Source organism: Bradyrhizobium sp. WSM471, assembly GCF_000244915.1.
Lineage (GTDB): Bacteria > Pseudomonadota > Alphaproteobacteria > Rhizobiales > Xanthobacteraceae > Bradyrhizobium.
On record NZ_CM001442.1, the window covers coordinates 216,693 to 242,300 of the forward strand.

Consider the following 25,608-nt stretch of genomic DNA (forward strand, 5'->3'; position numbering starts at 1 on the left):
TAGCCCGATGCATCGCCGAATCACCGGAAAGCTGGTCATCGCGACCCATAATCCCGGCAAGCTCGCCGAGATGAAGGAGCTGCTCGCGCCTTACGGCATCGATGCGGTCTCGGCCGGCGAGCTAGGTCTTGCCGAACCGGAAGAGACCGGAAACGATTTCCGCAGCAACGCCGCGATCAAGGCGATCGCGGCAGCGCAGGCGACGAAGCTGCCGTCCTTCGCCGATGATTCCGGCATCGTGGTCGACGCGCTCGACGGCGCGCCCGGCATCTATTCGGCGCGCTGGGCCGGTCCGAACAAGGATTTTGCCGCGGCGATGGCGCAGATCGAGCGCCTGTTGCAGGAGCGCGGCGCGACCACGCCCGCCAAACGCAAGGCGCATTTCGTTTCCGCGCTCTGCGTTGCATGGCCCGACGATCATTGCGAAGAGGTCGAGGCGCGCGTCGACGGCACGCTGGTGTGGCCGCCGCGCGGCACCGCCGGCTTCGGCTACGACCCGATGTTTTTGCCCGACGGCCATAGCCGCACCTTCGGCGAGATGGAGAGCATCGAGAAGCACGGCCTGCCGCCGCTCGGTCTCGGCCTGTCGCACCGTGCCCGCGCCTTCGTGAAACTGGCGGAGATCTGCCTTGAGCCGCGCTAAGGAAGCCTTCGGCGTCTACGTGCACTGGCCGTTCTGCCTGTCGAAGTGCCCCTATTGCGACTTCAACAGCCATGTCCGCCACGCCGCGATCGACGAGCCGCGCTTTGCGTCGGCTTTCGCGCGCGAGATCGCTGCGACCGCCGAGCGCGCGCCCGGCCGCGAAGTCACCTCGATCTTTCTCGGCGGCGGCACGCCCTCGCTCATGCAGCCTGCAACCGTCGGCGCCGTGCTCGACGCCATCGGCAAGCACTGGACCGTGGCGAAAGATGTCGAAGTCACGCTGGAGGCAAACCCGACCAGCGTCGAAGCCACGCGCTTTGCCGGTTATCGCACCGCCGGCGTCAACCGGGTCTCGCTCGGCGTGCAGGCGCTCGACGATGCCTCGCTGAAAGCGCTGGGCCGCATGCACAGCGCGCGCGAGGCCCTCGACGCGGTCGCCATCGCGCGCCGCTCGTTCGATCGTTATTCGTTCGACCTGATCTACGCCCGTCCCGACCAGACGCCGGCGATGTGGGCCGATGAATTGCGTCTCGCGATCGGCGAGGCGGCCGAGCATCTGTCGCTCTATCAATTGACGATCGAGGAAGGCACGCCGTTCTTCGGCCTGCATCAGGCCGGGAAGCTGAAAACGCCGGATGAAGCCGTCGCACGCGCGCTCTACGACGTCACGCAAGAGACCTGCGACAGGCTCGGCCTGCCCGCCTACGAGATTTCAAATCACGCGCGGCGGGGCGCCGAGTGCCGGCACAATCTGGTCTACTGGCGCGGCGAGGAATATGCCGGCATCGGCCCCGGTGCCCATGGCCGGCTCGACATCGACGGTATCAGGCACGCGACCGCCACCGAGAAGCGTCCCGAAGCCTGGCTGATGCGGGTCGAGACCAACGGCCACGGCATCGTCACCGACGATCTCCTCAACAGCGAGGAGCGCGCCGACGAATTCCTGCTGATGGGGTTGCGCCTCGCCGAGGGCATCGACCCCGAGCGCTACCGCGCGCTGTCAGGCCGCTCGCTCGATCCCAAGCGCATCACGCTGCTGCGCGAAGAAGGCGCGATCACGGTGGATGCAACGGGACGGCTGCGCGTGACGAGCAGCGGTTTTCCGGTGCTGGACGCAGTGGTCGCGGATCTGGCGGCGTAGCGAGATCTCGTAGCCCGGATGGAGCGCAGCGTAATCCGGGTTCTGTCCGCGTGGTGAGACCGTCCCGGATTGCGCTGCGCTCCATCCGGGCTACGAAGCGATCAAGCCCCAAAACTCTTCGGCGAGCCCGCCACGGCTACGCCGCCGCCGGTCGTGACCTTCATCACCGCGAGGCCGCGCTCGTTGGTGCCGTCGGCGCGGAAGCGGAACAGGCCGTCGATGCCAGCGAAGCCGGAGGGGTTGGTGAGAATGTCGGAGGAGAAGCGCGTGGTGCCCTGCGTGCGCGCGAGCGCGGCGACGAGGGCGACGGCGTCATAGGCGAGCGTTGCGGTGCGCACGGGCTCGGCGCCGTATTTGGTGCGATAGCGGCCGGCGAAGGCGCGGAAGCCGGCCGGGTCCGGCGCGGCGTAGAGGCCGCCCTGCAAGCTGGAGCTGGCATAGACGCGCGGACTGTCCCACAGGCCGGTACCGAGCAGCTGGATATTGCGCAGGTTAGCACCCGCCGCGCTCAACGCATCGGCGACCGAGACGACGGCGTCGCCATCATCGGCGATGAACAGCGCATCGGCGCTGCCGAGCTGCTGCGCCACGGTCCGCGCCGGCGTAGCGCGATCGGCGCCGTATTTCTCGAACGCGACAATGCGCCCGCCACGGCGCGGCACCGCCGCCTTCACCGCGGCCTCGACCACATTGCCATAGGCATTGTCGGGCACGAGCACGGCGACGGAGCGCTTTCCGATGCTGGCGGAATATTCGACGATGCGGTTGACGTCGGACTCCGGCAGGAAGCTCAGCAGATAGACACCGCGCCCGGCGATGCTGGAATCGGTCGAGAACGCGATCACCGAGATGCCGCGCGTGCGCGCGATCTGCGCCACCGCAGGCACCGATTGCGCGAACAGCGGCCCCAGGATGATCTCGGCGCCCTCGTCGACCGCCTGCTGCGCGCTCGCCTGCGCGCCCTGCGGGCTGCCATTGTCGTCCTTGATCAGGAGCTGGATGTTGGGATTCTGGAACTCGGCCAGCGCCATCTCGGCGGCGTTGCGCATCGACTGCGCGGCGAGGCCGGCATTGCCGGATGCCGAGAGCGGCAGGATCAGGGCAACCTTCACCCCGCCGGTGCCGGCGGTCGTCGCCTGTTGCGGCGGGCCGGCCGGCTGGGCCGGAGGCGGAGAGGAACTGCTGAACGGACTGGAGAACTGGCTCAGGCTCTGCTGCACGCCGGCGCAGGCCGACAGCAGCGGCGCGCCGAGCAAGAGGCCGAGCGCGCTTCGCCGGGTCGCCCCTGACATCAGGGGCCCCTGAACGGGAGACTCCTCCGAAAAGGAAGATCTGGGATCACGCGGGCCGAGCATGGCAGTTTCTCTTCTGACCGACCGTCGCCAGCCGCTCACGACATTCTTTCCACGACACCAGCCATGGATTCAGGCATATTGTCGGCAAATAGTTAACTCAAACAAAAGGATAATGCCCGCTTAACGCGGCTTCCTCTCAAGTTCTGGCTAGCTGTCCGCCGTCCGTCACCCCCGCATCAAGGCGGCGTTTCCGCCGCGAATAAGGCGCTGACGCTTCATTCCCTCGGGAATGTGATGCCGAATGGATCACATTCCAGTCTTCCCTTGCCTCGCCTCTCGCCCAGGCACGATCTTTTTCCGGGGACCGGTTCCCAGCCCCGGGGATCATGCCTAAGTTCGTCTGATTATGCGCGCAAAGCCGTCCCCGATAAATACACCTGAGACTGCGGAGCCCGCCTCGCGGGGGTTCTCCATCGACGCCCATCGGCTTGCGGCGCCGAAGGCCGCGCCGGGCCTGCATCTGGTCGCCACCCCCATCGGCAATCTCGGCGACATCACGCTGCGAGCGCTGCAGACCCTCGCGGGGGTCGATGTCATCGCCTGCGAGGACACCCGGATCACGCGGCGCCTGACCGAGCGCTACGACATCTCCGCGCAGCTCAAGCAATATCACGAGCACAACGCGGAAGCGGCCCGCCCAAAGATCCTGGAGGCGCTTTCGCAGGGCGGCTCGATCGCGCTGGTGTCGGACGCCGGTACGCCGCTGATCTCCGATCCCGGCTACAAGCTGGTGCGCGAGGTCTGCGCCGCCGGCCACGCGGTCTACGCGCTGCCCGGCCCGTCCTCGGTGCTGGCCGCGCTGTCAGTCGCAGCGCTGCCGACCGACCGCTTCTTCTTCGAAGGCTTTCTGCCGGCGAAATCGGCCGCGCGGCGGTCGCGCCTGGCCGAGCTTGCGCGCATCGATGCGACGCTGGTGATGTTCGATTCCGGCAACCGCGTGCAGGACACGCTGGCCGAGCTCGCCGAGATCATGGGGACCCGCGAAGCCGCGATCTGCCGCGAGCTGACGAAACTGCACGAGCAGATTTCGCGCGCGACGTTGCGTGAGCTGGCGCGCGGTGCCGACACGCTGGAGACGCGCGGCGAATTCGTGCTGGTGATCGCTCCGCCTGCTGCGGATGCCGAGATGCTGACATCGAAAGCACTCGACGACGTCCTGCGCGAGCAGCTCGCCGCGAACAGCGTCAAGGATGCGGTGGCGCATGCGGTCGCGCTCTCGGGCCGGCCGCGCCGCGAGGTCTATGCCCGCGCGCTCGAACTTGCCAAGGAATTGCGGGGCGGCGATGGCGAAGAATGAGGCCTCGGCGGAACCGAAAATCGCCTCGCCCGAGCGCGTCGCCGCGTTTCGCACCGGCATCTCCGCGGAAAGCCGCGCCGCAGCCTATCTCATGGCCAAGGGCTATCGCATCCTCGCCAAACGCTTCCGCACGCCGCATGGCGAGATCGACATCGTGGCGCGCCGCCGCAATTTGATCGCCTTCGTCGAGGTCAAGGCGCGCGCGACGCTGGACGACGCCGCCTTCGCCGTGACGCCGCGCCAGCAGCAGCGCATCATCGACGCCGCGCAAGGCTGGCTCGTCGCGCATCCCGAGCATGCGGAATTTGAAATGCGATTCGATGCCATGCTGATTGCGCCGCGGTCACTTCCACGCCATGTGTTGGCGGCATTCGACGCCTCGACCTGAAAGGCAGACCATGAAACTGAACGTCGCCGTCCAGATGGACCCCATCGCCCGCATCAACATCAAGGGTGATTCCACCTTTGCGCTGCTCCTGGAGGCGCAGAAGCGCGGCCACGGCCTGTCCTATTACACGCCCGACAAGCTCTCGATGGTCGGCGAGGAAATCGTCGCTCCCGTTCAGCTGCTCACCGTGCGCGACGAGCCCGGCAATCATTTCACCCTCGGCGAGCCCAGGCGCGAGGCGCTCAACGGCTTCGACGTGGTGCTGCTCCGCCAGGACCCGCCGTTCGACCTCGCCTATATCACCTCGACGCACCTGCTCGAACGCATCCATCCGAAGACACTCGTCGTCAACGATCCCGCCTCCGTGCGCAACGCGCCGGAAAAGCTGTTCGTGATGAACTTCCCGCAGCTGATGCCGCCGACGCTGATCTCGCGCGACCTCGACGAGATCAACGCGTTTCGCGACAAGCACGGCGCCGTCGTGATGAAGCCCTTGCACGGCCATGGCGGCGCGGCGGTGTTCCGTGTGATGCCGCAGGACATGAATTTCGGCTCGCTGTTCGACATGTTCTCGGTGACGTTCAAGGAAGCCTGGGTGATCCAGCAGTTCATTCCCGAGGTCAAGCACGGCGACAAGCGCATCATCCTGATCAACGGCGAGTTCGCCGGCGCGGTGAATCGCGTGCCGGCCGCCGACGACCTCCGCTCCAACATGGTGCGCGGCGGCGCAGCGCAGGAGACCGAGCTCACGCCGCGCGAGCGCGAGATCTGCGCCACCGTCGGCCCGGCGCTGCGCGAGCGCGGGCTGTTGTTCGTCGGCATCGACGTCATCAACGGCAACCTCACCGAGATCAACGTGACCTCGCCGACCGGCATCCGCGCCATCGCGCGGCTCGGCGGACCGGACGTTGCCGCAAAGCTCTGGGACGTGATCGAGCAGAAGCGGGCGAGGTAGCCGCCGGCTTGTAGCCCGGATGGAGCGCAGCGAAATCCGGGATGCCACACCATCTTCAGCGGCCCCGGATTGCGCTTCGCTCCATCCGGGCTACCCAATGTATGCACGGCATCACCTCACCCATCAATAACCACCCATTCACCATGACACGGCGCGCATCGTTCGAACGCACGGGCCGCGACTGCGTGAAACTACGGGGCCAGTGGCCGACCGGCTAACGCGACGTTCACCATCTGCCGAAAGACCACAGCGTGGCCAGCGCTCACATTCGGCCTCGCAACACCCCTTATACTTTTACTGCCTACTCATCGACATGGGGGACCCGCCAGGTGCGGTTCGAGTGCCCCGCGTAAGAGTAGAAGCGTATGAACACCGCACGCATTGTCGTTCTCGTCATCGCGCTGGGCGCCGGCGGCGTCGCCGCCTATCTGGCGAGCGGCTATGACAACAAGCCCGCGCCCGTTCTCCCCGTCGCCGAAAAGCTGCCGACGGTCGAGGTCCTGGTTGCCAAGAACGACATCCAGCTCGGTCAGGCCGTGAAGCCCGAGGACCTGCAATGGCAGGTCTGGCCTGCGGCGACCGCGAGCAGCGCGTTCATCCGCCGCGACAACAGGCCCGAGGCGCAGATCCAGATCGCAGGCTCGATCGCACGCGTGCCGTTGATGCAGGGCGAGCCGATCCGCGAGCAGAAGCTGGTCAAGGCCGACGGCTCCGGCTTCATGGCCGCGATCCTGCCGTCGGGCATGCGCGCCGTCTCCACCGAAATTTCGGCCGAGACTGCCGCTGGCGGCTTCATCCTGCCGAATGACCGCGTCGACATCATGCTGACCCGCCGCCTGAAGAATCCTGACGGGGCCGGCGGTAACGACCTCATCCTGTCCGAAGCGATACTGACCAATATCCGCGTGCTCGCGATCGACCAGGCGCCGAAGGAAAAGGACGGCCAGAACGCCGTCGTCGGCAGGACCGTCACGCTCGAACTCAAGCCCGACCAGGTCGCCGCGCTATCGGCAGCGCGCCAGGGCGGCACGCTGACTCTCGCACTGCGCAGCATCGTCGATGCCAACTCGGTCGACAGCACGCCCGAGGACCAGACGAGCAAGCGGTCCGGCGGGGTCAACGTGATCCGCTACGGCGTACAGGCGCGGCAACTGACGTCACAGAAGTGATGGGGATATGATGAACTACGGGGATGATCGGACCGGCATGCGCATTCGGGGGAAGCGCGCGCGCTCGTTCTGGACGGGGACGATGCTGATCCTGGGGCTCCTCGCAGTCCCCGATGTCGTCAGCGCCGCAGATGCGCCTGTGGGCGACCAGGCGCCGATGCAGGCAACCGATCTCGATGTGTCGCCGGTCGGGACGATCGCGCCGGCGAAGACGCGCTTCCTGTCGCTCGGCGTAGGCAAGTCCGCCGTTATCGACCTGCCGCGCGACGTCAAGGACGTGCTGGTCGCCGATCCCAAGATCGCCAATGCCGTGATCCGCTCGGCCCAACGCGCCTATATCATCGGCGGACAGGTCGGCCAGACCAACGTCGTGTTCTTCGCGGCCGACGGCCAGCAGGTGGCCGCCTACGACATCGCGGTGAAGCGCGATCTCAACGGCATGCGCACGGCGCTGCGTCAAGCGCTGCCGGGCGTGCAGATCGAAGGCGTCGGCGACAGCGTGATGCTGACCGGCTCGGTGTCGAGCCCGGTCGAGGCCCAGCAGGCCGGCGACGTCGCCGCGAAACTGGTCGGCGGCTCCGAGAAGGTGGTCAACAACATCGTCGTGCGCGGCCGCGACCAGGTGATGCTCAAGGTCGTGGTCGGCGAAGTGCGCCGCGATATCGTCAAGCAACTGGGCGTCGATCTCAGCGCCAGCCTGAACGCCGGCACCGCGGTGGTGAACTTCAACAATTCCAACCCGTTCTCGGTCAGCGGCGGACCGATCGTCAGCAACAACGGATTAGGTGTCGCCGGTCTGACCAAGGGCTTCGCGACCGTCAGCGCCACGATGCGCGCGATGGAAAGCGCCGGTGTCATGCGCACGCTCGCCGAGCCGAGCCTGACCGCGATCTCCGGCGAATCCGCAACCTTCATCGCCGGCGGCGAATTCCCCATTCCCTCGGGCTATGCCTGCGATCCCGTCACCCACGTTTGCACCACCCAGATCACCTACAAGAAGTTCGGCATCTCCCTGAACTTCACCCCGGTCGTGCTGAGCGAGGGCCGCATCAGCCTGCGCGTGATGACCGAGGTGTCCGAGCTGTCGAACCAGAGCGCCATCACGGTGACCCAGGCGCTGTCGTCGAACTCGACGAACTCGATCACCATCCCCTCGATCCAGACCCGCCGCGCCGAAACGACGCTGGAAATTCCCTCGGGCGGCTCGATGGCCATGGCCGGCCTGATCCAGCAGCAGACCAAACAGGCGATCAACGGCCTGCCCGGCGTCGACCAGGTACCGATCATCGGCGCGCTGTTCCGCAGCCAGGACTTCGTCAACAACGAGACCGAGCTGATGGTGATCGTGACCCCCTATGTGGTGCGCGCGGTGGCTCAGAAGGAACTGTCCCGGCCCGACGACGGCTTCGCGCCGGCCTCTGACGCCCAGACGGCGCTGCTCGGCCGCATGAACCGCCTCTATGGCATCGCGCGCCGCGTCGATCCGATCGCGGGCACGCCCGGTGATTTCGGCTTCATCATCGACTGACGACGAACGGACGGCTTGGGGAATGGGGCAAGAGACGGGCAAGAGACGGGGCACGAGGGGATGAAGCGATGACGAAGACCATGACCGATCGACGTCGCACGTTGAGCGTCGCGCTGGCACTGACGGGGCTCTCCGTCATGCTGGGCGCCTGCAACACCACCGGCGAGATCGTCACCCAGACGGTGCCGACCGACTATCGCCAGCGTCACCCGATCGCGGTCGAGGAAGCCAAGAAGTCGATCGTGATCTTCGTCGGGAAGGCTCGCGGCGGCCTCTCGGCCGCGCAGCACGCGGACGTCGCCGGCATTGCCCGGGACTGGGTGCGCGAAGGCACCGGCTCGGTCGTCGTCGACGTCCCCGTCAACGCCGCGAATTCGCGCGCGGCAGCAGCGACCTATCACGAGATCCGTTCCGTGCTCGCATCCGTCGGCGTGCCCTCGCGCGCCATCGTCCAGCATCCCTATAGGCCCGAGGATCCCGGACTGCTGCCCACCATTCGCCTGAGCTATTCCCGGATCGCCGCGGTCGCCGGCCCCTGCGGGCTGTGGCCGGAAGATATGGGCCCCTCCATCCTCGACCCCGGCTACAACGAGAACCGGCCCTACTTCAACCTGGGCTGCGCCAGCCAGCGCAACCTCGCGGCCATGATCGACAATCCGGCCGACCTGGAGCAGCCGCGGTCCGAGACGCCGGTCTATAACGCACGGCGTGACATGGCATTCGAGCGCTATCGCAAGGGCACGCCGATCGCGACCAGCAATCCAGACGCCGACAAGGCGAGACTCAGCGACACAGGCAGATGACACGCGTCCACGACGAAGAAGCGGACGATCCGCAGCACCCCGAGGAACACATTGCGCCGGTTCCTCGCATCTCCGTGCAGGCCTTTTGCGAGACCGAGCAGACGCTCGCCGCGGTGACCGCGGCCGGGCAGGATCGCCGTCTCGCCAAGGCGCATCTCACCGCCAAGGACGGTGGCTTAGCTGCGGCAATCGAAGTCTATGAAACGATGCCGACGCCGAACGTCATCGTGATCGAATCCGACGGCACCCGCGACATCCTCGAGGGTCTCGACGACCTCGCCGGCGTCTGCGATCCCGGCACCCGTGTCGTCGTGATCGGCAATCCCAACGACACCGCGCCCTATCGCGAGCTGGTCCGCCGCGGCGTCAACGATTATGTGGTGGGACCGGTCGAAACGCTCGACGTCGTCCGCTCGATCTGCAGCCTGTTCTCGGCGTCCGAAACCATCATCACCGGCCGCGTCATCGCGGTGGTCGGCGCCAAGGGCGGTGTCGGCGCCTCCACCGTCGCGCACAACGTGGCCTGGACCATCGCCCGCGACCTCGCGCTCGATTCCGTCGTGATCGATCTCGACCTCGCCTTCGGCACCGCGGGTCTGGACTACAACCAGGACCCGGTGCAGGGCATCGCCAACGCGGTGCTGTCGCAGGATCGGCCGGACACGGCCCTGATGGAGCGTCTGCTCTCCAAATGCACCGAGCGGCTCAGCCTCCTTGCTGCGCCTGCCACCCTCGACCGCGTCTACGATTTCGGCGCCGAGGCCTTCGACGCGGTGTTCGACACACTACGGATGACCACGCCCTGCATCGTGCTCGACGTCCCCCACCAATGGTCCGGCTGGACCCGACGCGCGCTGGTCAACGCGGACGACATCGTGATCGTGGCCGAGCCCGATCTTGCGAACCTGCGCAACACCAAGAACATGCTGAACGTGTTGAAGGCGGCGCGGCCGAACGACCGGCCACCGCTCTACTGCATCAACCAGGTCGGCATGCCCAAGCGGGCGGAAATCGAGGTCAAGGCATTCGCCAAGACCATGGAGAGCCAGCCGATCGCGGTGATCCCGTTCGATTCGAAGCTGTTCTCGACCGCGGCCAACAACGGCCAGATGATCGCTGAGGTCTCCAAGAGCCACCGCACCACCGAGCTGTTCCAGAACATGGCGAACCGCCTCGCCGGGCGCGGCGAGGCGAAGAAGCCGAAGCGCTCGCTGTTCGGGCCGCTGCTGAAGAGGCTGAAGGGCCGATCGGGGCGCGGGTCAGCCCCGCATCGCAAGGCGTCGTAGGGACAAGAACTGAGCTCTCTCCGTTCCCTCCCCCTTGCGGGGGAGGGGCAGGGGGGTGCCACACGGGGACTCTTTCCCTCGCGCGCCCGTTCGATGCATCGTCACCAACCAGCACTTTTTCCTGGGCTACCCCTCTCCCTAGCCCTCCCCCACAAGGGGGAGGGAACGCACCTCCCTCGGTGCGCTCGGCGAGGCTCAATCTGTCGAGCTCCGGAACGAGCCGGTTACTTCTCCGCCCGCTGCTGCTTTTTCACCAGCAACTGCCGCAGCGCCGTGACCTTTGCCGCCGCCTGATCCGGCGGCAGATCCGCCTTCACGATGGTTTCGGCCTCGGCCTGCTTTCCTTCCAGTCCCAGCACGAGCGCGAGATTGGCGCGCACGCGGAGATCGGCGGGATTGCGCTCATGCGCCCGGCGCATCGTTTCCTCAGCCCGCGGCAGATTGTTCTGCAGCATGTAGGACAGTCCGAGATTGGACAGCACCGACGGCTCGTCCGGCACGATCTTCAGCGCGGCGGCGTAGTATTGCTGCGCCTCCTCGTTGCGGCCGAGCTGATCGAGCGCGGCGCCCTGCGCCGACAGGATATGCCAGTCGGGATCCTCGGGCGAATGCGCGCGACCGAGGACGTCGAACGCCTGCTGGAAACTGCCGCTGTCGGCGAGCGCGCGGCCATAGCCGGCGAGCAGCGCCTTGTTGTTGGAATGGGCGAGCACGGCCTGCTCCAGCACCGCGAGCGCCTGCGCGCGCTGGCCGGTCTGGCGCAACGCCTTGCCGTATTCGAGCGCGATGTTGGGATCGCCGGGCTTCGCGCGATAGCGCTCGCGCAGCGCGTCCACGTCCGGCTTGGCGTCGGCCCTGCCAGCCGTGTCCGACTTTCCGCCGAGCGCGCCGGTGATGTCCTCGATGCCGGTGGTCTGACAGCCGCCGAGGGCCAGGATCAGAAGCGCGGAAAACAGATATCTCGCCGGAAGGGAGGCGACGGACAAACGCTTGGACATACTCTGATCACTCGGCGACTGATCAGAGATGCTTACCGATTAACGCTAAAGTCCCGTTAAGGCGGGGCGCTTCCGAAAGCTTAGTCGGTGAATTCTGCGCCGAACTCGCAGCCGATGCGCCAGCGCAGGCGGCACTGGCGGGAATAGTCGGGCGCGAAGATGATGGTGAATTGCGGCGGCACTTCCAGAAATTCCGCCACCACTTTCACGCCGCCATCCGAAATATCCGTGATCGTGCAGTCCCGCGGCAGCGAACCCGCGCCAAAATGAATCTTGGCGAGCCGCGTGCACATCCGTCGTTCGCTTCTCCGGCGATTTGCAAGCATTTGAATTGTTCACCCGTTAGACCACGGCCCATCCCGCAGCCCTAGGAGTAGCGGACATTCGTTGGGATGTGCTGAGCGGAGCAGCTTGCATTCGAAGCGTAGTGTCTTCGTCGTGTTTACGATCGGTTAGGGCCAGGCTAGCCCCCTCGACACGTTCCCGTATTGTTCTTGCCAGAACTGGCCCGCTCTGCTACCCCTAATTGTGCAAGAGGGCAGGCTGGTTCGGGCATGGTTCAGCGGGTTTCTACCGTCGCCTTTGAGGGGATCGAGGCCCGCGCGGTCGACGTGCAGGTGCAGGTCGCGCCGGGTCTGCCGGCCTTCGCGATCGTCGGTCTCCCGGACAAGGCGGTGTCGGAGGCGCGCGAGCGGGTCCGCTCGGCGCTGATCGCCTCAGGGTTGGCGCTGCCGGCGCGGCGGATCACCGTCAATCTTGCGCCCGCCGATCTGCCCAAGGAGGGCAGCCATTATGACCTGCCGATCGCGCTTGGGCTGATGGGGGCGATCGGCGCGATCCCCCCGGATGCGCTGACCGGCTTCACCGTCCTGGGCGAGCTTGGCCTCGACGGATCGATCGCGCCGGTGGCCGGTGTTCTGCCCGCCGCGATCGGCGCCAATGTGCGCGAGGAGGGGCTGATCTGTCCGGCGGCTTGCGGCTCGGAAGCGGCGTGGGCGAGCCCGGACATCCAGATCATCGCCGCAAGTTCGCTGATCCAGATCGCCAACCATTTCAAGGGAACGCAGGTGCTGTCGCGGCCTGTGCCGAAGGTGCACGAGGCCGCGGCCTCGCCGCTCGACCTGCGCGACATCAAGGGACAGGAGAGCGCCAAGCGGGCGCTGGAGATCGCGGCCGCCGGCGGTCATCACCTGCTGATGATCGGCGCGCCCGGCGCCGGCAAATCGATGCTGGCGGCACGCCTGCCCTCGATCCTGCCACCGCTGTCACCGGGCGAGTTGCTCGAAGTCTCGATGATCGCCTCTGTTGCCGGCGAGATCGAGGGCGGCGCGCTGACGGCGCGGCGGCCGTTCCGGTCGCCGCATCATTCCGCCAGCATGGCCGCGCTCACCGGCGGCGGCATGCGCGCACGGCCCGGCGAGATCTCGCTCGCGCATCAGGGCGTGCTGTTCCTCGACGAGCTCCCGGAATTCGATCCGCGCGTGCTGGATTCGCTGCGCCAGCCGCTGGAGAACGGCGAGGTCTCGGTGTCCCGCGCCAATCACCGCGTCACCTATCCCGCGCGCTTCATGCTGGTCGCGGCGATGAATCCCTGCCGCTGCGGCAATGCGTTCGAGCCCGGCTATGCCTGCAAGCGCGGCCGCGTCGATCGCTGCACCGGCGACTACCAAGCCCGCATCTCGGGACCACTGATGGACCGCATCGATTTGCGCATCGAGGTTCCCGCGGTGACCGCGGCCGATTTGATCCTGCCGCCGCCGGCAGAGGGCTCGGCCGAGGTTGCCGCGCGCGTCGCGGCGGCACGCGACATCCAGCTCGCGCGCTACGCGGACGCCGGCCTGCCGAAGGTTCGCACCAACGCCGAAGCGCCGGCCTCGGTGCTGGAGGAGATCGCCAAGCCGGATGCGCAAGGCCAGAAGCTGCTGCGCGACGCCGCCGAGACCATGCGGCTGTCGGCGCGCGGCTATCACCGCGTGCTGCGGGTGGCGCGCACGCTCGCCGATCTCGACGGCGCCGACAAGATCGGCCGGCTGCATCTCGCCGAGGCGCTGTCCTATCGCGCACTCGCGGAGGATGTGCGGCAGATCGCCTGATCATCCAGCGCATCAACCCGGCGGTAACGAGTTTCCTTTACGCTCTGCAAACCATAAGGCCCATCAGTTCGCGCCACGAGTTTCCCCAGGGCCCGGCGAGTAGCGTGTCATGTTGCGTTTCAAGATCCTGGCGTCGGTTATTCCCCTGTTGGCGGCCGCGGTGTTCGCGCGCAGCGAGATCGGATCGGTCTCGCATCCCTGCATCGCCCTCGGCGACACCTCGGTCGAGCTGACGTCGTTGTTCTGGACCGCCGGCGTGCATGTCGCCTTCACCGATGATCCCGCGCGCGCCACGGTGCGGGTTCAGATCACCGAGGATGCGGACGCTGCCGACTTCGCCGTCGTCGATGACGGCCTCGGTTCGGAATCGGAATCCTGCCAGGCCACTCCTTCGACCCGCCTGATCTCGATTGCGGCGCAGCCCGTCGACGGCGGTCAGGTGATCTATCTCTCCAGAGAGGGGCCGGCGGATTACCGCGTCTATGTGCGCTCGAAGACCTTCTCCCAGCGCGAGGCGGCGGCGCTGATCGTCGGCGCCCGCGGCGGCCACCGCCCTCTCCAGGCAGCCTCGCTTTGAGCCGTTAACGCTTCGTCAACCCTGTTTGGAGGCGATCGCAGGGCCTCAAACTGTTCGCAAGGTCGGCGGCACATCGTCGTTTACAGCGAGCACAGGTTTTTACGAAAAGAGTCGGGTCGGTGGCGATGGATCGGACGTTCCGGATCAAGGTGCGCATGCGCCGCTTCAGGCGACAGTACCCCCGAATCGCCTTTGCGATCCGCTCCATCATGATCTTCTCGGCGACCTTCGGCGGCGCCTATGGTTTTGTCTCCGGCAGCCGGTCCGAGACGTCCGGCTACGATCCCAATGCGTTTGCGATCGGCGTCAGCTTCCTGTTCGCGCTCGCCTGCCTCGGCCTCGCCACGCTCAGCATGCGCCTGCGCTTCGTCAACAAGCGGATGCGTGCGCTGGCCGCCCACAACGAAACGCTGATCGACCGCAATTGGGAGCTGAAGGAGGCCGAGGAGCGCGCTCGCAGCCTGTTCGAACAGCAGGGCGATCTGATCGTGCTGCGCGACACAAGCGGCCGCATCACCTTCGCCAACGACGCCTATTGCGCGCTTGCCGGACAGGCGCGCGGCGCGCTGGTCGGTACGCCCTTTGATTTCGACGTGCTGGAGCAGGGCGACAGCGCCCGCGAGAGCAACGGCACGCGCATTCACGACCAGAGGATCGCAACCCCGCTCGGCGCGCGCTGGATCGCCTGGCGCGAAGGCTATGTCCGCCTCGATGCCGGCCAACCCGCCGAATTGCAGAGCGTCGGACGCGACGTCACCGACCGCACCGAGACCGAGCGTGCGCTGTCCGACGCCCGCGATCAGGCCGACGCCGCCAACCGGGCCAAATCGCGCTTCCTGGCGATGGCCTCGCACGAGATCCGCACGCCGCTCAACGGCATCATCGGCATGGGCGGGCTGCTGCTCGACACCACGCTGACGCCGGAACAGTCGACCTACGCCAAGGCCGTGAAGACCTCCGGCGAAGCGCTGATGGCGCTGATCGAGGAGTTGCTCGACTATTCCAAGATCGAAGCCGGCAAGCTCGATCTCGAGCAGCGTCCCTTCGCCCTCTCAGGCCTGATCGAGGACATCACCGAGCTGCTCGCGCCGCGCGCGCAGGCGAAGCAGCTCGAGATCGCCGCCTATGTCGACGAGCGGCTGCCGCTCGAAGTGGTCGGCGATGCCGCGCGGCTGCGCCAGGTGCTGCTCAACCTCGCCGGCAACGCCATCAAATTCACTGCGAGCGGCGGCGTCGCGCTGATCGTCGAGCCCGGCATCTGGCCGAACGAGATCAGTTTTCTGGTGCGCGACACCGGCATCGGCATCGCAGCCGACGCGCAACAGCGCATTTTCCGCGAATTCGAGCAGGCCGACGAGCGCGTCGCCCGCAGCTATGGCGGCACCGGCCTCGGTCTCGCCATCAGCGAGCGCATCGTCAAGCGCATGGGCGGCCGCATCACGCTCGCGAGCGAGCCGGGCAAGGGTTCGACCTTCGAGGTCGCGATCCCGTTGGCGTCATCCGCCGTCGATGCGGAACAGACGGCATTCCCGAGTCTCGATCTCACCGGCAAGTCGATCCTGCTGATTGCCGACGGCATCGAGGCGTCACTGATCGCGCGGCGGCTGGAGCGCTGGGGTGGCCAAACCTGCATGGTGACGGACGCGGCGGTGGCGGAAGCGCTGCTGCCGGAACGCTCATGGCATTCGGTGCTGATCGATCGCGCGCTCGGCGCTGCCATCGCCGACCGCCTCGGCGAAGCCGCACGCAGCCATGCAACGCAACGCCTCGTGCTGCTGACGTCCGGCTCGCGCCACGAGAAACTCTCGCCGGCCTTCACCGGCTTCCTGGTGAAGCCGTTGCGCGCGGCCTCACTCGCCGCGCGCCTCGCGCTGCCCCCGGAGGTCGCCTCGCCCGATCTTGCGCCGGAGCCATCGGCTCCATCCACCGCCGCGGTACCGGCGAAAGGCCTGTCAATTCTCGTCGCCGAGGACAACGAGATCAACGCGTTGTTGATGCGCTCGCTGCTGACGAAACTCGGCCACCGTGTCGTTATCGCTGTCCATGGCGAGGCCGCGCTGGAATCCTGGCTGGGCGCGGCATCGGCCGGCACGCCCTATGATCTCGTGCTGATGGACATCCAGATGCCGCAGCTCGACGGCATCGAAACGACCAAACGCATCCGTGCGCATGAGGCAGCCAGAGGCGGCCACCACACGCCGATCCTCGCGCTCACCGCCAATACGCTGGTGGAAGATCGCTACGCCTGCTTTGAAGCGGGCATGAACGGGTTTCTGATCAAGCCGCTCGATCGCGAGAAGCTGGAAGAGGCGCTGGCCGGACTGGCGGCGGCGCGGCAGCTGGCGGTTTGATCCGGATTTCATAGGAACCCGATCTCGGCCGGCGATCGACAATTGAAATCGACCGCGTCGCGCGTCACCATCCTCTGGGGCATTTAAGCAGAGGATTTCGCATGAACGTGCTTTACCGCCTCGCCTTCGTGATCCTTCTCTGCGGTTCCATTCAGGCCACCGCGGCCGATAGCTCGCAACTGATCGCCTCGCTCAAGCAAGGCGGTTATGTGCTGGTGTTTCGCCACACCGCCACCGACGACAGCCAAAAGGATGTCTACCCTTTCAAGTTCGACGACATGAGCGCCCAGCGTCAGCTCAGTGAAAGGGGCCGCGACATGGCGGGCCAGATCGGGACGGCCATCAAGGGGCTCGCGATCCCCATCGGCGACGTCTACACCAGCAGGCTGAACCGCGCGATCGAGGCGGGCAAGCTCATCTCCGGCCGCGAGGTCAAGCCGGTCGATGCATTGACGGACAGCAGCAATGCGAGCGCGTCGGGCATGGCAAATCCGACGGGTGCCAATGCAAAGGCCGGCCAGGCGGTGCGGCAACTCGTCGATGCGCCGCCCAAGGCCGGCACCAACACCTTCCTGGTCACCCACAAGACCAACATCGCCGATGCCTTCGGGAAGGATGCCGGGGACGTTCAGGAAGGCGAAGCTTTCGTCTACAGGGCCGGCAGCTCGGGTCCCGCAACTTTTGCAGGACGCATCAAGCTCGCCGACTGGACCGCGAAAGCAGACAAGTGACGGCCCGGATTTCAGGTCCGGATCATGCTCTGGCAACGGAAGGGTTGGCAAACACGTGAGAACATCGGAAGACCGCTCATTCCTCATCTTGCTTGCCGCGATCTCGCTTGCCTTCGGGTGGGTGCTTTGGCCATTCTCCGGCGCGTTGTTGTGGGCCACGCTTCTGGCGATCATCTTCGCACCACTCTATCGACGCGCCCTGGAGACCCTTCCGGGGAAGCGCAACCTTGCCGCATCGTTCACAGTCGTCGTTGTGATCGTCATGGTCCTCATTCCCGTGGCGGTCGTCATCGCCTCGCTCGTCGACCAGGGTGGGGAGCTGTACCAGCGCGCTCAGAGCGGGGAGATCAGTTTCGCCCATCCCCTGCAGCAGCTGAAATCCGCGCTGCCCGCTTGGGCCGCTTCCCTGTCGGACCGCTTGGCCGGTATCGATTTTTCGGCCCTGAAGGAACGTCTGTCGAGTCTGGTCGTCCCTGCCGGCCAACAACTGGCGGGGCACGCCATCAACATCGGTCAGTTGACGCTGGAGTTCGTCGCAAGCTTGCTCGTGATGTTGTACCTGCTGTTCTTCCTGCTCCGCGATGGTGACGAGCTCAGCGCACGGATCCGCGACGCGCTCCCGCTGCGGCCGAGCCACACCACCGAGATTCTGAATGCGTTCACCCTCGCGGTTCGCGGAACGATCAAGGGGATCGTTCTCGTGGCCCTGATTCAGGGAGCGCTTGGCGGGCTGATCTTCTGGCTGCTCGGCTTGACCGCGCCGCTGCTCGCGGGCGCCCTGATGGCGCTGCTCTCGCTCCTGCCCGTGCTCGGCTCCGCCCTGGTTTGGGTTCCGGTCGCACTCTATCTGCTGGTGGCAGGCTCAGTCACGAAAGGGATCATCCTGCTCGCTTTCGGGACCTTCGTGATCGGTCTTGCGGACAATTTTCTCCGCCCGATCCTGGTCGGCCAGTCGATCCAAATGCCGAGCTATGTCGTGCTGCTCGCCACCTTGGGCGGCCTTGCGGCTTTCGGAGCGAACGGATTCGTCATCGGCCCGCTCATAGCCGCGATGTTTCTCACGGCGTGGCACATCTTCATCGGCTCAAAAGCGCGACAGGAGGTCCGGAAATGACCGCCCTGTCGAGTCACGACCCGGCGGTCAGCCGAGCGCCGAATCCGGCCGACGCCGAGCGGTAGGCGGCATAAGCCAGAAAACGCGGTGCGGAGAGCTTGTCCGGCGGCACTTGCTTGCTCTTGAAAATGGAATCCGCCTGGGCCGCGCGCTTGCAATGCGGACACACGAAAAGATGCGCGATGATCGGGGTTGGCTCGTCCGCCAGCAGCTCGGAACGGAACCACTTCATCTCGATAAGGCAGTCCGGGCATATCGGTGCTTCGAGATGCTCGGCAGCGCTTCTGAGACGATCAACCATGGTGCCCGTGTGCGTTTCCGAAAGCCATAGCCAAATACCCCTCGCCGGTCTGCAACAAAAGATACTCAGCCCGAAATTTAACAAGGGCTGCGTTCATCAAGGCTGTTACAGCCGCCTGAGCGCCACGCTTGCCACGGTGTGGTCGGCGCCTTTCTTCAGGATCAGGGTCGCGCGGGGGCGGGTCGGCAGGATGTTGTCCTCGAGATTGGCGAGGTTGGTGCGTTCCCAGATCGCGATCGCGGTGGCGGTGGCCTCCTCGTCCGACAACAGCGCGTAGCGGTTGAAGTAGGATTTGGGATTGGTGAACGCCGTGTCGCGCAGCGACAGGAAGCGCCTGATGTACCACTGCCGCAGCGCGGCCTCGTCGGCGTCGATATAGACCGAGAAATCGAAGAAGTCGGACACCACGGGCACGGCCTTGCCGTCGCGCGGCAGCTTGCCGGTCTGCAGCACGTTGACGCCCTCGACGATCAGGATGTCGGGCTGGTCGATCTCGGCCCACTGGTTCGGCACGATGTCGTAAGTCAAATGCGAATAGACCGGCGCGCGCACATGGCGGCGGCCGGCCTTGATGTCGGAGAGGAAGCTCAGCAGCAGCGGCAGGTCGTAGCTCTCCGGAAAGCCCTTCTTCTGCATGATGCCCTGCCGTTCCAGCACGGCGTTGGGATACAGAAATCCGTCGGTGGTGATCAGCTCGACCTTGGGACGCGGCGACCAGCGCGCCAGTAGCGCCTGAAGCACGCGGGCCGTGGTGGATTTTCCAACCGCGACCGAACCGGCGACGCCGATGATGTAGGGCATCTTGCGGTCGCGGATGTTGAGGAACTGGCGCTCCGCATAATAAAGCCGCTGCATCGCATCGACATAGATCGACAGCAGGCGCGACAGCGGCAGGTAGATGTCCTCGACCTCCTGCAAGTCGAGGCGGTCGTGCAGCGAGCGCAGCCGGTCGAATTCGCCCGGCTCCAGCGTCATCGGCGTGTCGTCGCGGAGTCGCGACCACTCCTCGCGCGTATAGACGCGGTACGGATTATATTGCTGCTCGGGTGCGCGGATATCCATGACGCGATTCTCCACCTCGGCTAGCTGCCGCCCTTGCGCGACGCCTTTTCTTCCAACCCTGACATATTGGTCCGCTTGTCCAATGCGGCCTCGACCTCTTCCAGCTTTACGCCGCGGGCCTTGAGCAGCACAAGGAAATGATAGAGCAGGTCGGCGCCTTCGGCGATCAGATGCGCGCGATCGTTTTCGACTGCTGCGATTACGGTTTCGACTGCCTCCTCACCGAACTTCTTGGCGCAATGTTCGGCGCCCTTGTCGAGGAGCTTGCGGGTATAGGACGCCTCGCCACCCGCCGCCGCGCGGGCGTCGATGGTCTCGGCGAGATCGTGGATCGTGAAACGCGGCATACAAAATACTCGGATTGGCCGGTTATCTGGCGGGACAAGCCGGTTCTCGCCGATGATGTAGCATTTTTAGGAACGGGAGTCGTCAGGCATCGAGGCGCATGGGCAGCCCGCGCCGGGACATGTGCTCCTTGGCTTCGCGGATGGTGAATTCCCCGAAATGGAAGATCGAGGCGGCCAGCACGGCGGTGGCGTGGCCGTCGCGAATACCATCGACAAGGTGGTCGAGATTGCCGACGCCGCCCGAGGCGATCACGGGAACGGGAATGCTGTCGGCGATCGCCCGGGTCAGCGGGATGTCGAAACCCTGCCTCGTGCCGTCGCGGTCCATCGAGGTGAGCAGGATTTCACCGGCGCCGAGCGAGACCACCTCCTGGGCATATTCGATGGCGTCGATGCCGGTCGAGTTGCGACCGCCATGGGTGAAGATCTCCCAGCGCTCGCCGCCACCGGCGCGCTTGACCCGCTTGGCGTCGATCGCGACCACCACGCACTGCCCGCCGAATTTCTCGGCGGCTTCCTTGACGAACTCACGCCGCGACACCGCGGCGCTGTTGATCGAGACCTTGTCGGCGCCGGCGCGCAGCAGCGTCTTGATGTCGTTGACCTCACGCACGCCGCCGCCGACGGTCACGGGCATGAAGCAGGCTTCCGCCGTGCGCCGGACCACATCCAGCATGATGCCGCGGTTCTCATGGGTCGCGGTGATGTCGAGGAAGGTGAGCTCGTCGGCACCGGCGGCGTCATAGGCGATCGCCGCTTCGACGGGATCGCCGGCATCGCGCAAATCGACGAAGTTGACGCCCTTGACGACGCGGCCGTCCTTGACGTCCAGGCAGGGGATCACGCGCACCTTGAACATCGGATGTCTCCTAGGCCGCGGCGCGGATCAGGGTGAGGGCGGCTGCGGGATCGAGCCGGCCATCGTAAAGCGCGCGGCCGGCGATCGCGCCAGCGAGCTTTTTCGCGCGCGGCGTCAGCATCGCCTTGACGTCCTCGATCGAGGCGAGGCCGCCGGAGGCGATGACGGGGATGGATATGGCGTCGGCCAGCGCAATGGTCGCATCGAGATTCAGGCCCTTGAGCAGGCCGTCGCGCGCAATGTCGGTGAAGATGATGGCGGCGACCCCGGCATCCTCGAAACGCCGTGCGATCTCCAGCACCGTCACCTGCGAGGTCTCGGCCCAGCCTTCGACCGCGACCTTGCCGTCGCGCGCGTCGAGCCCGACCGCGACGCGACCGGGGAAGTTTTTGGCGGCAGCCTTCACCAATTCGGGGTCACGCACCGCGGCGGTGCCGATGATGACACGGGTGATGCCCTTGTCGAGCCAGGCTTCGACAGTCGCGAGATCGCGAATGCCGCCACCGAGCTGCACTGGAATCGTGATCGTCTTCAGCATCGCCTCGACGGCCTGCGCGTTCACCGGCTTGCCGGCAAACGCGCCGTCGAGATCGACGACGTGGAGATACTCGAAGCCCTGCGCGACGAAGCTCTCCGCCTGCGCGGCGGGATTGAGATTGAACACGGTCGCGCGCGCCATGTCGCCCTGCTCGAGGCGCACGCATTGGCCGTTCTTGAGGTCGATCGCGGGAAAGAGAATCACGGTTTCCATCGCAAAAAGTTCGAGATCAGAGCCAGCCCAAAACGCTGGCTCTTCTCGGGGTGAAACTGCGTCCCGATGGCGGTGTCCTTGCCGACGATCGCGGTGATGGGCCCGCCGTAATCAGCGCGCGCGAGCACGTCCGCCTCGTTGGCGGCGTTGAGGTGGTAGGAGTGCACGAAATAGGCGTGCTGGCCCTTGGGGCCGAGCGGCAGCCTGTCCAGCACCGGATGCTCGCGCAGCACATCGAGCGTATTCCAGCCCATGTGCGGGATCTTCAGGCTCTCGTCGCGCGGCGTGATCTTCTCGACGTCGCCGCCGATCCAGTTCAGGCCTTGCGTGATGACATGCTCCTTGCCGCGGGTGGCGAACAGCTGCATGCCGACGCAGATGCCGAACATCGGCCGCGCCTTGACGCGCACCGCTTCGGTGATCGCCTCGACCATGCCGTTGACGGCATCGAGCCCACGCCGGCAATCGGCGAAGGCGCCGACGCCCGGCAGCACCAGACGGTCGGCGCTGTAGGCCTGGTCCGGATCGCTGGTGACGAAGACCTTTTGCGGGTTGTCCATGCTGCGCGCGGCGCGCTCGAACGCCTTGGCGGCCGAATGTAGATTGCCGGAACCGTAATCGATGATGGCGACGCTCATCTTGACCCTCCCGGTTCTGGAAACAAACCAATGATGCCGCCCGCCGGCATCGGCGGCGGGTTGGAGAATTGCTGACCCGGCACGTTGCGGGTCGGCGGCGGGCCGCCGCGATCGACGGCCCATTGATCGTTGACGATGCCGCGCTGTTTCTGGCTCCAGCGCTCGAAGAAGCGGCGCTCGGCGGTGTCCTCGTCGTCGGAAATCACCACGTCGAGCTGCCGCCATTTACCGCGCGAGAGCGTCCAACGGCGCAGGCTGGAGGCCTCGAATCCCATCAGCAGCGCGACGATGATGTCGGCGAAGAAGATCGACGAACGGCCGAGTCCGAGGCTGGACAGCCCGACGTTGAACGCGGCAACGAAGATCACCCAGCCGATCAGCGCCAGCCATAGCCGATTCCACAGCAGCCAGAGCGGGCCGAAGATCATCGCCCAGAAATGGAAGCCGTCGCGCACGAAGACGAACTTGTCGGTCGCGCGCAGATCGGCTCCGGCAGGGGAGGGAGCATGAACTGTGTAGACGGACATGGCGATGCCCCGTTCCTAGGGATTCAGTGAAACCGCAAGCGGCGCGTGCCGCGAGCCGAGAGATGTCAGCCGCCGAGCGAGCCCTTGGTGGACGGGATTTCGCCCACCGCCTTCGGGTCGATCGCGACGGCGGTGCGCAGCGCCCGTGCCAGACCCTTGAAGCAGGACTCGGCGATATGGTGGCTGTTATCGCCATATAGGGTCTCGACGTGAAGAGTCACGCCGGCGTTCATGGCAAAGGCCTGGAACCACTCGCGCACCAGCTCGGTGTCGAACTCGCCGATCTTGTCGCGGGGGAAGTCGACCTTGAACACCAGGACCGGGCGGCCCGAGATGTCGATGACCACGCGCGACAGCGTCTCGTCCATGGGCATGTGCACGCCGGCATAGCGGGTGATGCCCGCCATGTTGCCGAGCGCCTGCTTGACGGCCTGACCGAGCGCGATGCCGGTGTCTTCGGTGGTATGGTGATGATCAATGTGCAAATCGCCAACCGCTTTGACCGTGAGGTCGATGCGGGAATGGCGGGCGAGGAGATCGAGCATATGGTCGAAAAAGCCGATGCCGGTCGCGATATTGGACACGCCGGAGCCATCGAGGTTCACGGTGACCTCGATGTCGGTTTCCTTGGTCTTGCGCTTGATCGTCGCGGTGCGCATCAAAACTGGCTTTCATCCTCGTTCGGGGCCGAAAACGCCGGTCTTTTAACAGCCAAATGACGCCTTCGCTACTGCGGCAACGGCTGGCCGGGCCTCTACTTCTGCCTATGGTGAGCGAATTGGGCCCGGAGCGGCCCGTTGTGCCTCCGCTCCCGACCGCCTAAATCAGCCCGGACAACGAGGATCATTCATGCAGGACTCCCCAAACAGCTCGCCGGTCTGGCACGGCACCACGATTTTGACGGTCCGCAAGGGCGGCACGGTGGTGGTCGGCGGCGACGGCCAGGTCTCGATCGGTCAGACCGTGATCAAGCACAACGCCAGGAAGGTCCGGAAACTCGGCAAGGGCGACGTCATCGGCGGCTTTGCCGGCGCCACGGCCGACGCCTTCACGCTGTTCGAGCGTTTGGAAGCCAAGCTCGAGCAATATCCGGGGCAATTGACCCGGGCCGCCGTCGAGCTCGCCAAGGACTGGCGCACCGACCGTTATTTGCGACGGCTGGAGGCCATGATGATCGTCGCCGACAAGGACGTCTCCCTGGTGCTGACAGGCACAGGCGACGTGCTGGAGCCCGAAGCCGGCGTCATGGCGATCGGCTCCGGCGGGAATTATGCGCTGGCGGCCGCCCGCGCCTTGCTCGACACCGACAAGGACGCCGAGACCATCGTCCGCCGCTCCCTCGACATCGCCGCCGACATCTGCGTCTACACCAACCGCAATGTCACCGTCGAAGCGCTGGCGGCCGGGTAGGGCTTGTGGCTGGACAGCGGACCTCCGGACTGGCTGTAACCTCTCCCGCTTGCGGGAGAGGTCGCGCCGAAGGCGCGGGTGAGGGTTCTGTCCTCTTGGGGGCTGTCCCATTGCGGACGCACCCTCTCCCCAACCCTCTCCCGCAGGCGGGAGAGGGAGTGCACCACCGCCTTGGCCGCTAGATGGCCCCCGCCTACACCTTCCGTGCGATGACCGCGGCCGACCTGCCGCTGATCCGGCGGTGGCTGGGCGAAGCACATGTGCGGGAATGGTGGGGCGGTCCGGACGAGCAGTTCGCGCTCGTGAGCGGCGATCTTGGTGAGCCGGCAATGGACCAGTTCATCGTGTTGGCCGACGACAAGCCGTTCGGCTATCTTCAATGCTACCGCCTGACCGCCTGGAATACGGGTCTTGGGCCGCAACCGGAGGGCACGCGTGGCATCGATCAATTCATCGGCGAAAGTGACATGATCGGGCGCGGGCACGGTTCGGCATTCATCCGGCAATTCGCCGACGCGCAGTTGCGGCAGGGCCTGCCCCGCATCGTCACTGATCCCGATCCGCTCAACGCGCGCGCCGTGCGTGCCTATGAGAAGGCCGGCCTTGTCCGGGAACGCATGGTCGAGACGCCCGACGGGCCCGCACTCCTGATGGTGCGCGAGCCATGACGCTGGCAACCACGCATGAGAGCAAGGCCGCGTTTCCCCCGATCGCCTGGGTCGGCATCGCGCTGCTGCTGCTGGCGATGCAGGCCTCGATCCTGCTGGCGATGGGCCGGGTGCCGATCTGCACCTGCGGCTATGTCAAGCTGTGGCATGGCGTGGTGAACAGCTCGGAGAATTCACAGCACATCGCCGACTGGTACACCTTCTCGCACATCCTGCACGGCTTCCTGTTCTATGGACTGACCTGGCTGCTGTTCGCGCGGCTGCCGTTCCTGTCTCTGTCGTGGCCGGCGCGCCTGATCATCGCCATGCTGATCGAGGGTGCCTGGGAGATCGTCGAGAACTCGCCTTTCATCATCGAACGCTACCGCGCCGGCACGATCTCGCTGGATTACTTCGGCGACAGCATCGTCAATTCGGTCTCTGACAATCTGTCCATGATGCTGGGCTTCCTCGCCGCGCGCCTTCTGCCTGTTCCAGTGACAGTCCTGCTCGGGCTCGCCTTCGAAATCATGCTGGCGCTCCATATTCGCGACAATCTGACGCTCAATATCCTGATGCTGATCCATCCGGTCGAGGCCGTGAAACAATGGCAATCGGGTCCGCCGATCATCTGACG

Annotated in this window: 28 protein-coding genes; 17 read left to right on the plus strand and 11 right to left on the minus strand. The window is 65.8% G+C overall.

All coding sequences use genetic code 11. From position 1 onward, the window contains the following. Positions 1-7 precede the first annotated feature (7 nt). Positions 8-643: an RdgB/HAM1 family non-canonical purine NTP pyrophosphatase gene (gene rdgB / locus BRA471DRAFT_RS01000; protein ID WP_007604029.1), complete on the plus strand. Its 636-nt coding sequence runs from the start codon at positions 8-10 to the stop codon at positions 641-643. Further along, on the plus strand, positions 630-1,784 hold the full coding sequence (hemW, locus tag BRA471DRAFT_RS01005; RefSeq protein WP_007604030.1) for a radical SAM family heme chaperone HemW: 1,155 nt from the start codon (positions 630-632) through the stop codon (positions 1,782-1,784). The genes rdgB and hemW overlap by 14 nt, the downstream gene beginning before the upstream one ends. A 101-nt stretch (positions 1,785-1,885) precedes the next feature. Here hemW and BRA471DRAFT_RS01010 read toward each other — a convergent pair whose 3' ends face one another. Continuing rightward, positions 1,886-3,139, minus strand: a complete 1,254-nt coding sequence (locus BRA471DRAFT_RS01010; RefSeq protein ID WP_007604031.1) for a penicillin-binding protein activator — start codon at positions 3,137-3,139, stop codon at positions 1,886-1,888. A gap of 346 nt (positions 3,140-3,485) precedes the next feature. Between BRA471DRAFT_RS01010 and rsmI the strand changes: the two genes are divergently transcribed. From rsmI to BRA471DRAFT_RS01045, 7 genes are all read left to right on the plus strand, one after another. Beyond that, a complete protein-coding gene (gene rsmI / locus BRA471DRAFT_RS01015) occupies positions 3,486-4,436 on the plus strand; it encodes a 16S rRNA (cytidine(1402)-2'-O)-methyltransferase (RefSeq protein WP_007604033.1) in 951 nt (316 codons plus the stop codon). Beyond that, complete coding sequence (locus BRA471DRAFT_RS01020) at positions 4,423-4,824, plus strand: YraN family protein (protein WP_007604034.1); 402 nt, start codon at positions 4,423-4,425, stop codon at positions 4,822-4,824. Before rsmI ends, BRA471DRAFT_RS01020 begins: the two co-directional genes overlap by 14 nt. Positions 4,825-4,834: 10 nt before the next feature. Continuing rightward, on the plus strand, positions 4,835-5,779 hold the full coding sequence (gshB, locus tag BRA471DRAFT_RS01025; protein WP_007598473.1) for a glutathione synthase: 945 nt from the start codon (positions 4,835-4,837) through the stop codon (positions 5,777-5,779). Positions 5,780-6,144: 365 nt separating this feature from the next. Then, positions 6,145-6,948, plus strand: coding sequence for a Flp pilus assembly protein CpaB (cpaB, locus tag BRA471DRAFT_RS01030; RefSeq protein WP_007604036.1), 804 nt, complete (start codon positions 6,145-6,147; stop codon positions 6,946-6,948). 10 nt (positions 6,949-6,958) lie between these two features. Beyond that, the gene (locus tag BRA471DRAFT_RS01035; protein WP_088931293.1) at positions 6,959-8,476 is read left to right on the plus strand and encodes a type II and III secretion system protein family protein; all 1,518 of its coding nucleotides are present in this window, start codon (positions 6,959-6,961) and stop codon (positions 8,474-8,476) included. Between the two features lie 68 nt (positions 8,477-8,544). Continuing rightward, positions 8,545-9,279: a CpaD family pilus assembly protein gene (locus BRA471DRAFT_RS01040; RefSeq protein WP_007604040.1), complete on the plus strand. Its 735-nt coding sequence runs from the start codon at positions 8,545-8,547 to the stop codon at positions 9,277-9,279. After that, positions 9,276-10,565 (plus strand): AAA family ATPase, encoded by a 1,290-nt coding sequence (locus tag BRA471DRAFT_RS01045; protein ID WP_007604042.1) that lies wholly within the window; start codon positions 9,276-9,278, stop codon positions 10,563-10,565. The genes BRA471DRAFT_RS01040 and BRA471DRAFT_RS01045 overlap by 4 nt, the downstream gene beginning before the upstream one ends. 224 nt (positions 10,566-10,789) lie before the next feature. Here BRA471DRAFT_RS01045 and BRA471DRAFT_RS01050 read toward each other — a convergent pair whose 3' ends face one another. Continuing rightward, on the minus strand, positions 10,790-11,563 hold the full coding sequence (locus BRA471DRAFT_RS01050; RefSeq protein ID WP_007604044.1) for a tetratricopeptide repeat protein: 774 nt from the start codon (positions 11,561-11,563) through the stop codon (positions 10,790-10,792). A gap of 80 nt (positions 11,564-11,643) precedes the next feature. Then, positions 11,644-11,889 carry a PilZ domain-containing protein gene (locus BRA471DRAFT_RS01055; RefSeq protein WP_007598461.1) on the minus strand — a complete coding sequence of 82 codons (246 nt, stop codon included), beginning with the start codon at positions 11,887-11,889 and terminating at the stop codon, positions 11,644-11,646. A 228-nt stretch (positions 11,890-12,117) separates the two neighbouring features. On the opposite strand from BRA471DRAFT_RS01055, the gene BRA471DRAFT_RS01060 reads away from it, so the two are divergent. The 5 genes from BRA471DRAFT_RS01060 to BRA471DRAFT_RS01080 all read left to right on the plus strand — a co-directional run bounded on the left by BRA471DRAFT_RS01060 (position 12,118) and on the right by BRA471DRAFT_RS01080 (position 18,429). Continuing rightward, complete coding sequence (locus BRA471DRAFT_RS01060) at positions 12,118-13,656, plus strand: YifB family Mg chelatase-like AAA ATPase (RefSeq protein WP_007604046.1); 1,539 nt, start codon at positions 12,118-12,120, stop codon at positions 13,654-13,656. 109 nt (positions 13,657-13,765) lie between these two features. Beyond that, positions 13,766-14,233 (plus strand): hypothetical protein, encoded by a 468-nt coding sequence (locus BRA471DRAFT_RS01065; RefSeq protein WP_007604047.1) that lies wholly within the window; start codon positions 13,766-13,768, stop codon positions 14,231-14,233. A 125-nt stretch (positions 14,234-14,358) separates the two neighbouring features. Further along, a complete protein-coding gene (locus BRA471DRAFT_RS01070) occupies positions 14,359-16,584 on the plus strand; it encodes an ATP-binding protein (RefSeq protein WP_007604049.1) in 2,226 nt (741 codons plus the stop codon). 101 nt (positions 16,585-16,685) lie between these two features. Continuing rightward, on the plus strand, positions 16,686-17,315 hold the full coding sequence (locus tag BRA471DRAFT_RS01075; protein WP_007604051.1) for a histidine phosphatase family protein: 630 nt from the start codon (positions 16,686-16,688) through the stop codon (positions 17,313-17,315). Positions 17,316-17,370: 55 nt separating this feature from the next. Beyond that, the gene (locus tag BRA471DRAFT_RS01080; RefSeq protein ID WP_007604053.1) at positions 17,371-18,429 is read left to right on the plus strand and encodes an AI-2E family transporter; all 1,059 of its coding nucleotides are present in this window, start codon (positions 17,371-17,373) and stop codon (positions 18,427-18,429) included. Positions 18,430-18,442: 13 nt separating this feature from the next. On the opposite strand, the gene BRA471DRAFT_RS01085 is transcribed toward BRA471DRAFT_RS01080, so the two are convergent. From BRA471DRAFT_RS01085 to hisB, 8 genes are all read right to left on the minus strand, one after another. After that, a complete protein-coding gene (locus BRA471DRAFT_RS01085; RefSeq protein ID WP_007604054.1) occupies positions 18,443-18,730 on the minus strand; it encodes a hypothetical protein in 288 nt (95 codons plus the stop codon). A 105-nt stretch (positions 18,731-18,835) separates the two neighbouring features. Further along, the gene (gene coaA / locus BRA471DRAFT_RS01090) at positions 18,836-19,792 is read right to left on the minus strand and encodes a type I pantothenate kinase (protein WP_007598451.1); all 957 of its coding nucleotides are present in this window, start codon (positions 19,790-19,792) and stop codon (positions 18,836-18,838) included. 20 nt (positions 19,793-19,812) lie between these two features. Beyond that, the gene (locus BRA471DRAFT_RS01095; RefSeq protein ID WP_007598445.1) at positions 19,813-20,139 is read right to left on the minus strand and encodes a phosphoribosyl-ATP diphosphatase; all 327 of its coding nucleotides are present in this window, start codon (positions 20,137-20,139) and stop codon (positions 19,813-19,815) included. Between the two features lie 82 nt (positions 20,140-20,221). Continuing rightward, entirely contained in the window at positions 20,222-20,998 is a 777-nt protein-coding gene (hisF, locus tag BRA471DRAFT_RS01100) for an imidazole glycerol phosphate synthase subunit HisF (RefSeq protein WP_007604055.1), read from the minus strand. A 10-nt stretch (positions 20,999-21,008) separates the two neighbouring features. After that, entirely contained in the window at positions 21,009-21,749 is a 741-nt protein-coding gene (gene hisA, locus BRA471DRAFT_RS01105; RefSeq protein WP_007604056.1) for a 1-(5-phosphoribosyl)-5-[(5-phosphoribosylamino)methylideneamino]imidazole-4-carboxamide isomerase, read from the minus strand. Then, a complete protein-coding gene (gene hisH, locus BRA471DRAFT_RS01110) occupies positions 21,737-22,387 on the minus strand; it encodes an imidazole glycerol phosphate synthase subunit HisH (protein WP_007604057.1) in 651 nt (216 codons plus the stop codon). The genes hisA and hisH overlap by 13 nt, the downstream gene beginning before the upstream one ends. After that, on the minus strand, positions 22,384-22,914 hold the full coding sequence (locus BRA471DRAFT_RS01115; protein WP_007604058.1) for a DUF2628 domain-containing protein: 531 nt from the start codon (positions 22,912-22,914) through the stop codon (positions 22,384-22,386). The genes hisH and BRA471DRAFT_RS01115 overlap by 4 nt, the downstream gene beginning before the upstream one ends. A gap of 65 nt (positions 22,915-22,979) precedes the next feature. Further along, the gene (hisB, locus tag BRA471DRAFT_RS01120; protein ID WP_007604059.1) at positions 22,980-23,573 is read right to left on the minus strand and encodes an imidazoleglycerol-phosphate dehydratase HisB; all 594 of its coding nucleotides are present in this window, start codon (positions 23,571-23,573) and stop codon (positions 22,980-22,982) included. Between the two features lie 190 nt (positions 23,574-23,763). Here hisB and hslV point away from each other — a divergent pair, with 190 nt between their 5' ends. The 3 genes from hslV (at position 23,764) to BRA471DRAFT_RS01135 (ending at position 25,606) form a co-directional block, all read left to right on the plus strand. After that, complete coding sequence (gene hslV / locus BRA471DRAFT_RS01125; RefSeq protein WP_007604060.1) at positions 23,764-24,324, plus strand: ATP-dependent protease subunit HslV; 561 nt, start codon at positions 23,764-23,766, stop codon at positions 24,322-24,324. Between the two features lie 182 nt (positions 24,325-24,506). Continuing rightward, the gene (locus tag BRA471DRAFT_RS01130) at positions 24,507-24,992 is read left to right on the plus strand and encodes a GNAT family N-acetyltransferase (protein ID WP_007604062.1); all 486 of its coding nucleotides are present in this window, start codon (positions 24,507-24,509) and stop codon (positions 24,990-24,992) included. Continuing rightward, positions 24,989-25,606 (plus strand): DUF2585 domain-containing protein, encoded by a 618-nt coding sequence (locus BRA471DRAFT_RS01135; RefSeq protein ID WP_007604063.1) that lies wholly within the window; start codon positions 24,989-24,991, stop codon positions 25,604-25,606. The genes BRA471DRAFT_RS01130 and BRA471DRAFT_RS01135 overlap by 4 nt, the downstream gene beginning before the upstream one ends. Positions 25,607-25,608: the final 2 nt, after the last annotated feature.

What these genes read in the sequence shown, in the direction of transcription:
- rdgB (WP_007604029.1), top strand. Translation starts at nt 8, where the DNA reads ATGCATCGCCGAATCACCGGAAAGCTGGTCATCGCGACCCATAATCCC.
- BRA471DRAFT_RS01010 (WP_007604031.1), bottom strand. Translation starts at nt 3,139, where the DNA reads ATGCTCGGCCCGCGTGATCCCAGATCTTCCTTTTCGGAGGAGTCTCCC.
- rsmI (WP_007604033.1), top strand. Translation starts at nt 3,486, where the DNA reads ATGCGCGCAAAGCCGTCCCCGATAAATACACCTGAGACTGCGGAGCCC.
- BRA471DRAFT_RS01020 (WP_007604034.1), top strand. Translation starts at nt 4,423, where the DNA reads ATGGCGAAGAATGAGGCCTCGGCGGAACCGAAAATCGCCTCGCCCGAG.
- gshB (WP_007598473.1), top strand. Translation starts at nt 4,835, where the DNA reads ATGAAACTGAACGTCGCCGTCCAGATGGACCCCATCGCCCGCATCAAC.
- cpaB (WP_007604036.1), top strand. Translation starts at nt 6,145, where the DNA reads ATGAACACCGCACGCATTGTCGTTCTCGTCATCGCGCTGGGCGCCGGC.
- BRA471DRAFT_RS01035 (WP_088931293.1), top strand. Translation starts at nt 6,959, where the DNA reads ATGAACTACGGGGATGATCGGACCGGCATGCGCATTCGGGGGAAGCGC.
- BRA471DRAFT_RS01040 (WP_007604040.1), top strand. Translation starts at nt 8,545, where the DNA reads ATGACGAAGACCATGACCGATCGACGTCGCACGTTGAGCGTCGCGCTG.
- BRA471DRAFT_RS01045 (WP_007604042.1), top strand. Translation starts at nt 9,276, where the DNA reads ATGACACGCGTCCACGACGAAGAAGCGGACGATCCGCAGCACCCCGAG.
- BRA471DRAFT_RS01050 (WP_007604044.1), bottom strand. Translation starts at nt 11,563, where the DNA reads ATGTCCAAGCGTTTGTCCGTCGCCTCCCTTCCGGCGAGATATCTGTTT.
- BRA471DRAFT_RS01055 (WP_007598461.1), bottom strand. Translation starts at nt 11,889, where the DNA reads ATGCTTGCAAATCGCCGGAGAAGCGAACGACGGATGTGCACGCGGCTC.
- BRA471DRAFT_RS01060 (WP_007604046.1), top strand. Translation starts at nt 12,118, where the DNA reads ATGGTTCAGCGGGTTTCTACCGTCGCCTTTGAGGGGATCGAGGCCCGC.
- BRA471DRAFT_RS01065 (WP_007604047.1), top strand. Translation starts at nt 13,766, where the DNA reads ATGTTGCGTTTCAAGATCCTGGCGTCGGTTATTCCCCTGTTGGCGGCC.
- BRA471DRAFT_RS01070 (WP_007604049.1), top strand. Translation starts at nt 14,359, where the DNA reads ATGGATCGGACGTTCCGGATCAAGGTGCGCATGCGCCGCTTCAGGCGA.
- BRA471DRAFT_RS01075 (WP_007604051.1), top strand. Translation starts at nt 16,686, where the DNA reads ATGAACGTGCTTTACCGCCTCGCCTTCGTGATCCTTCTCTGCGGTTCC.
- BRA471DRAFT_RS01085 (WP_007604054.1), bottom strand. Translation starts at nt 18,730, where the DNA reads ATGGTTGATCGTCTCAGAAGCGCTGCCGAGCATCTCGAAGCACCGATA.
- coaA (WP_007598451.1), bottom strand. Translation starts at nt 19,792, where the DNA reads ATGGATATCCGCGCACCCGAGCAGCAATATAATCCGTACCGCGTCTAT.
- BRA471DRAFT_RS01095 (WP_007598445.1), bottom strand. Translation starts at nt 20,139, where the DNA reads ATGCCGCGTTTCACGATCCACGATCTCGCCGAGACCATCGACGCCCGC.
- hisF (WP_007604055.1), bottom strand. Translation starts at nt 20,998, where the DNA reads ATGTTCAAGGTGCGCGTGATCCCCTGCCTGGACGTCAAGGACGGCCGC.
- hisA (WP_007604056.1), bottom strand. Translation starts at nt 21,749, where the DNA reads ATGGAAACCGTGATTCTCTTTCCCGCGATCGACCTCAAGAACGGCCAA.
- hisH (WP_007604057.1), bottom strand. Translation starts at nt 22,387, where the DNA reads ATGAGCGTCGCCATCATCGATTACGGTTCCGGCAATCTACATTCGGCC.
- BRA471DRAFT_RS01115 (WP_007604058.1), bottom strand. Translation starts at nt 22,914, where the DNA reads ATGTCCGTCTACACAGTTCATGCTCCCTCCCCTGCCGGAGCCGATCTG.
- hisB (WP_007604059.1), bottom strand. Translation starts at nt 23,573, where the DNA reads ATGCGCACCGCGACGATCAAGCGCAAGACCAAGGAAACCGACATCGAG.
- hslV (WP_007604060.1), top strand. Translation starts at nt 23,764, where the DNA reads ATGCAGGACTCCCCAAACAGCTCGCCGGTCTGGCACGGCACCACGATT.
- BRA471DRAFT_RS01130 (WP_007604062.1), top strand. Translation starts at nt 24,507, where the DNA reads ATGGCCCCCGCCTACACCTTCCGTGCGATGACCGCGGCCGACCTGCCG.
- BRA471DRAFT_RS01135 (WP_007604063.1), top strand. Translation starts at nt 24,989, where the DNA reads ATGACGCTGGCAACCACGCATGAGAGCAAGGCCGCGTTTCCCCCGATC.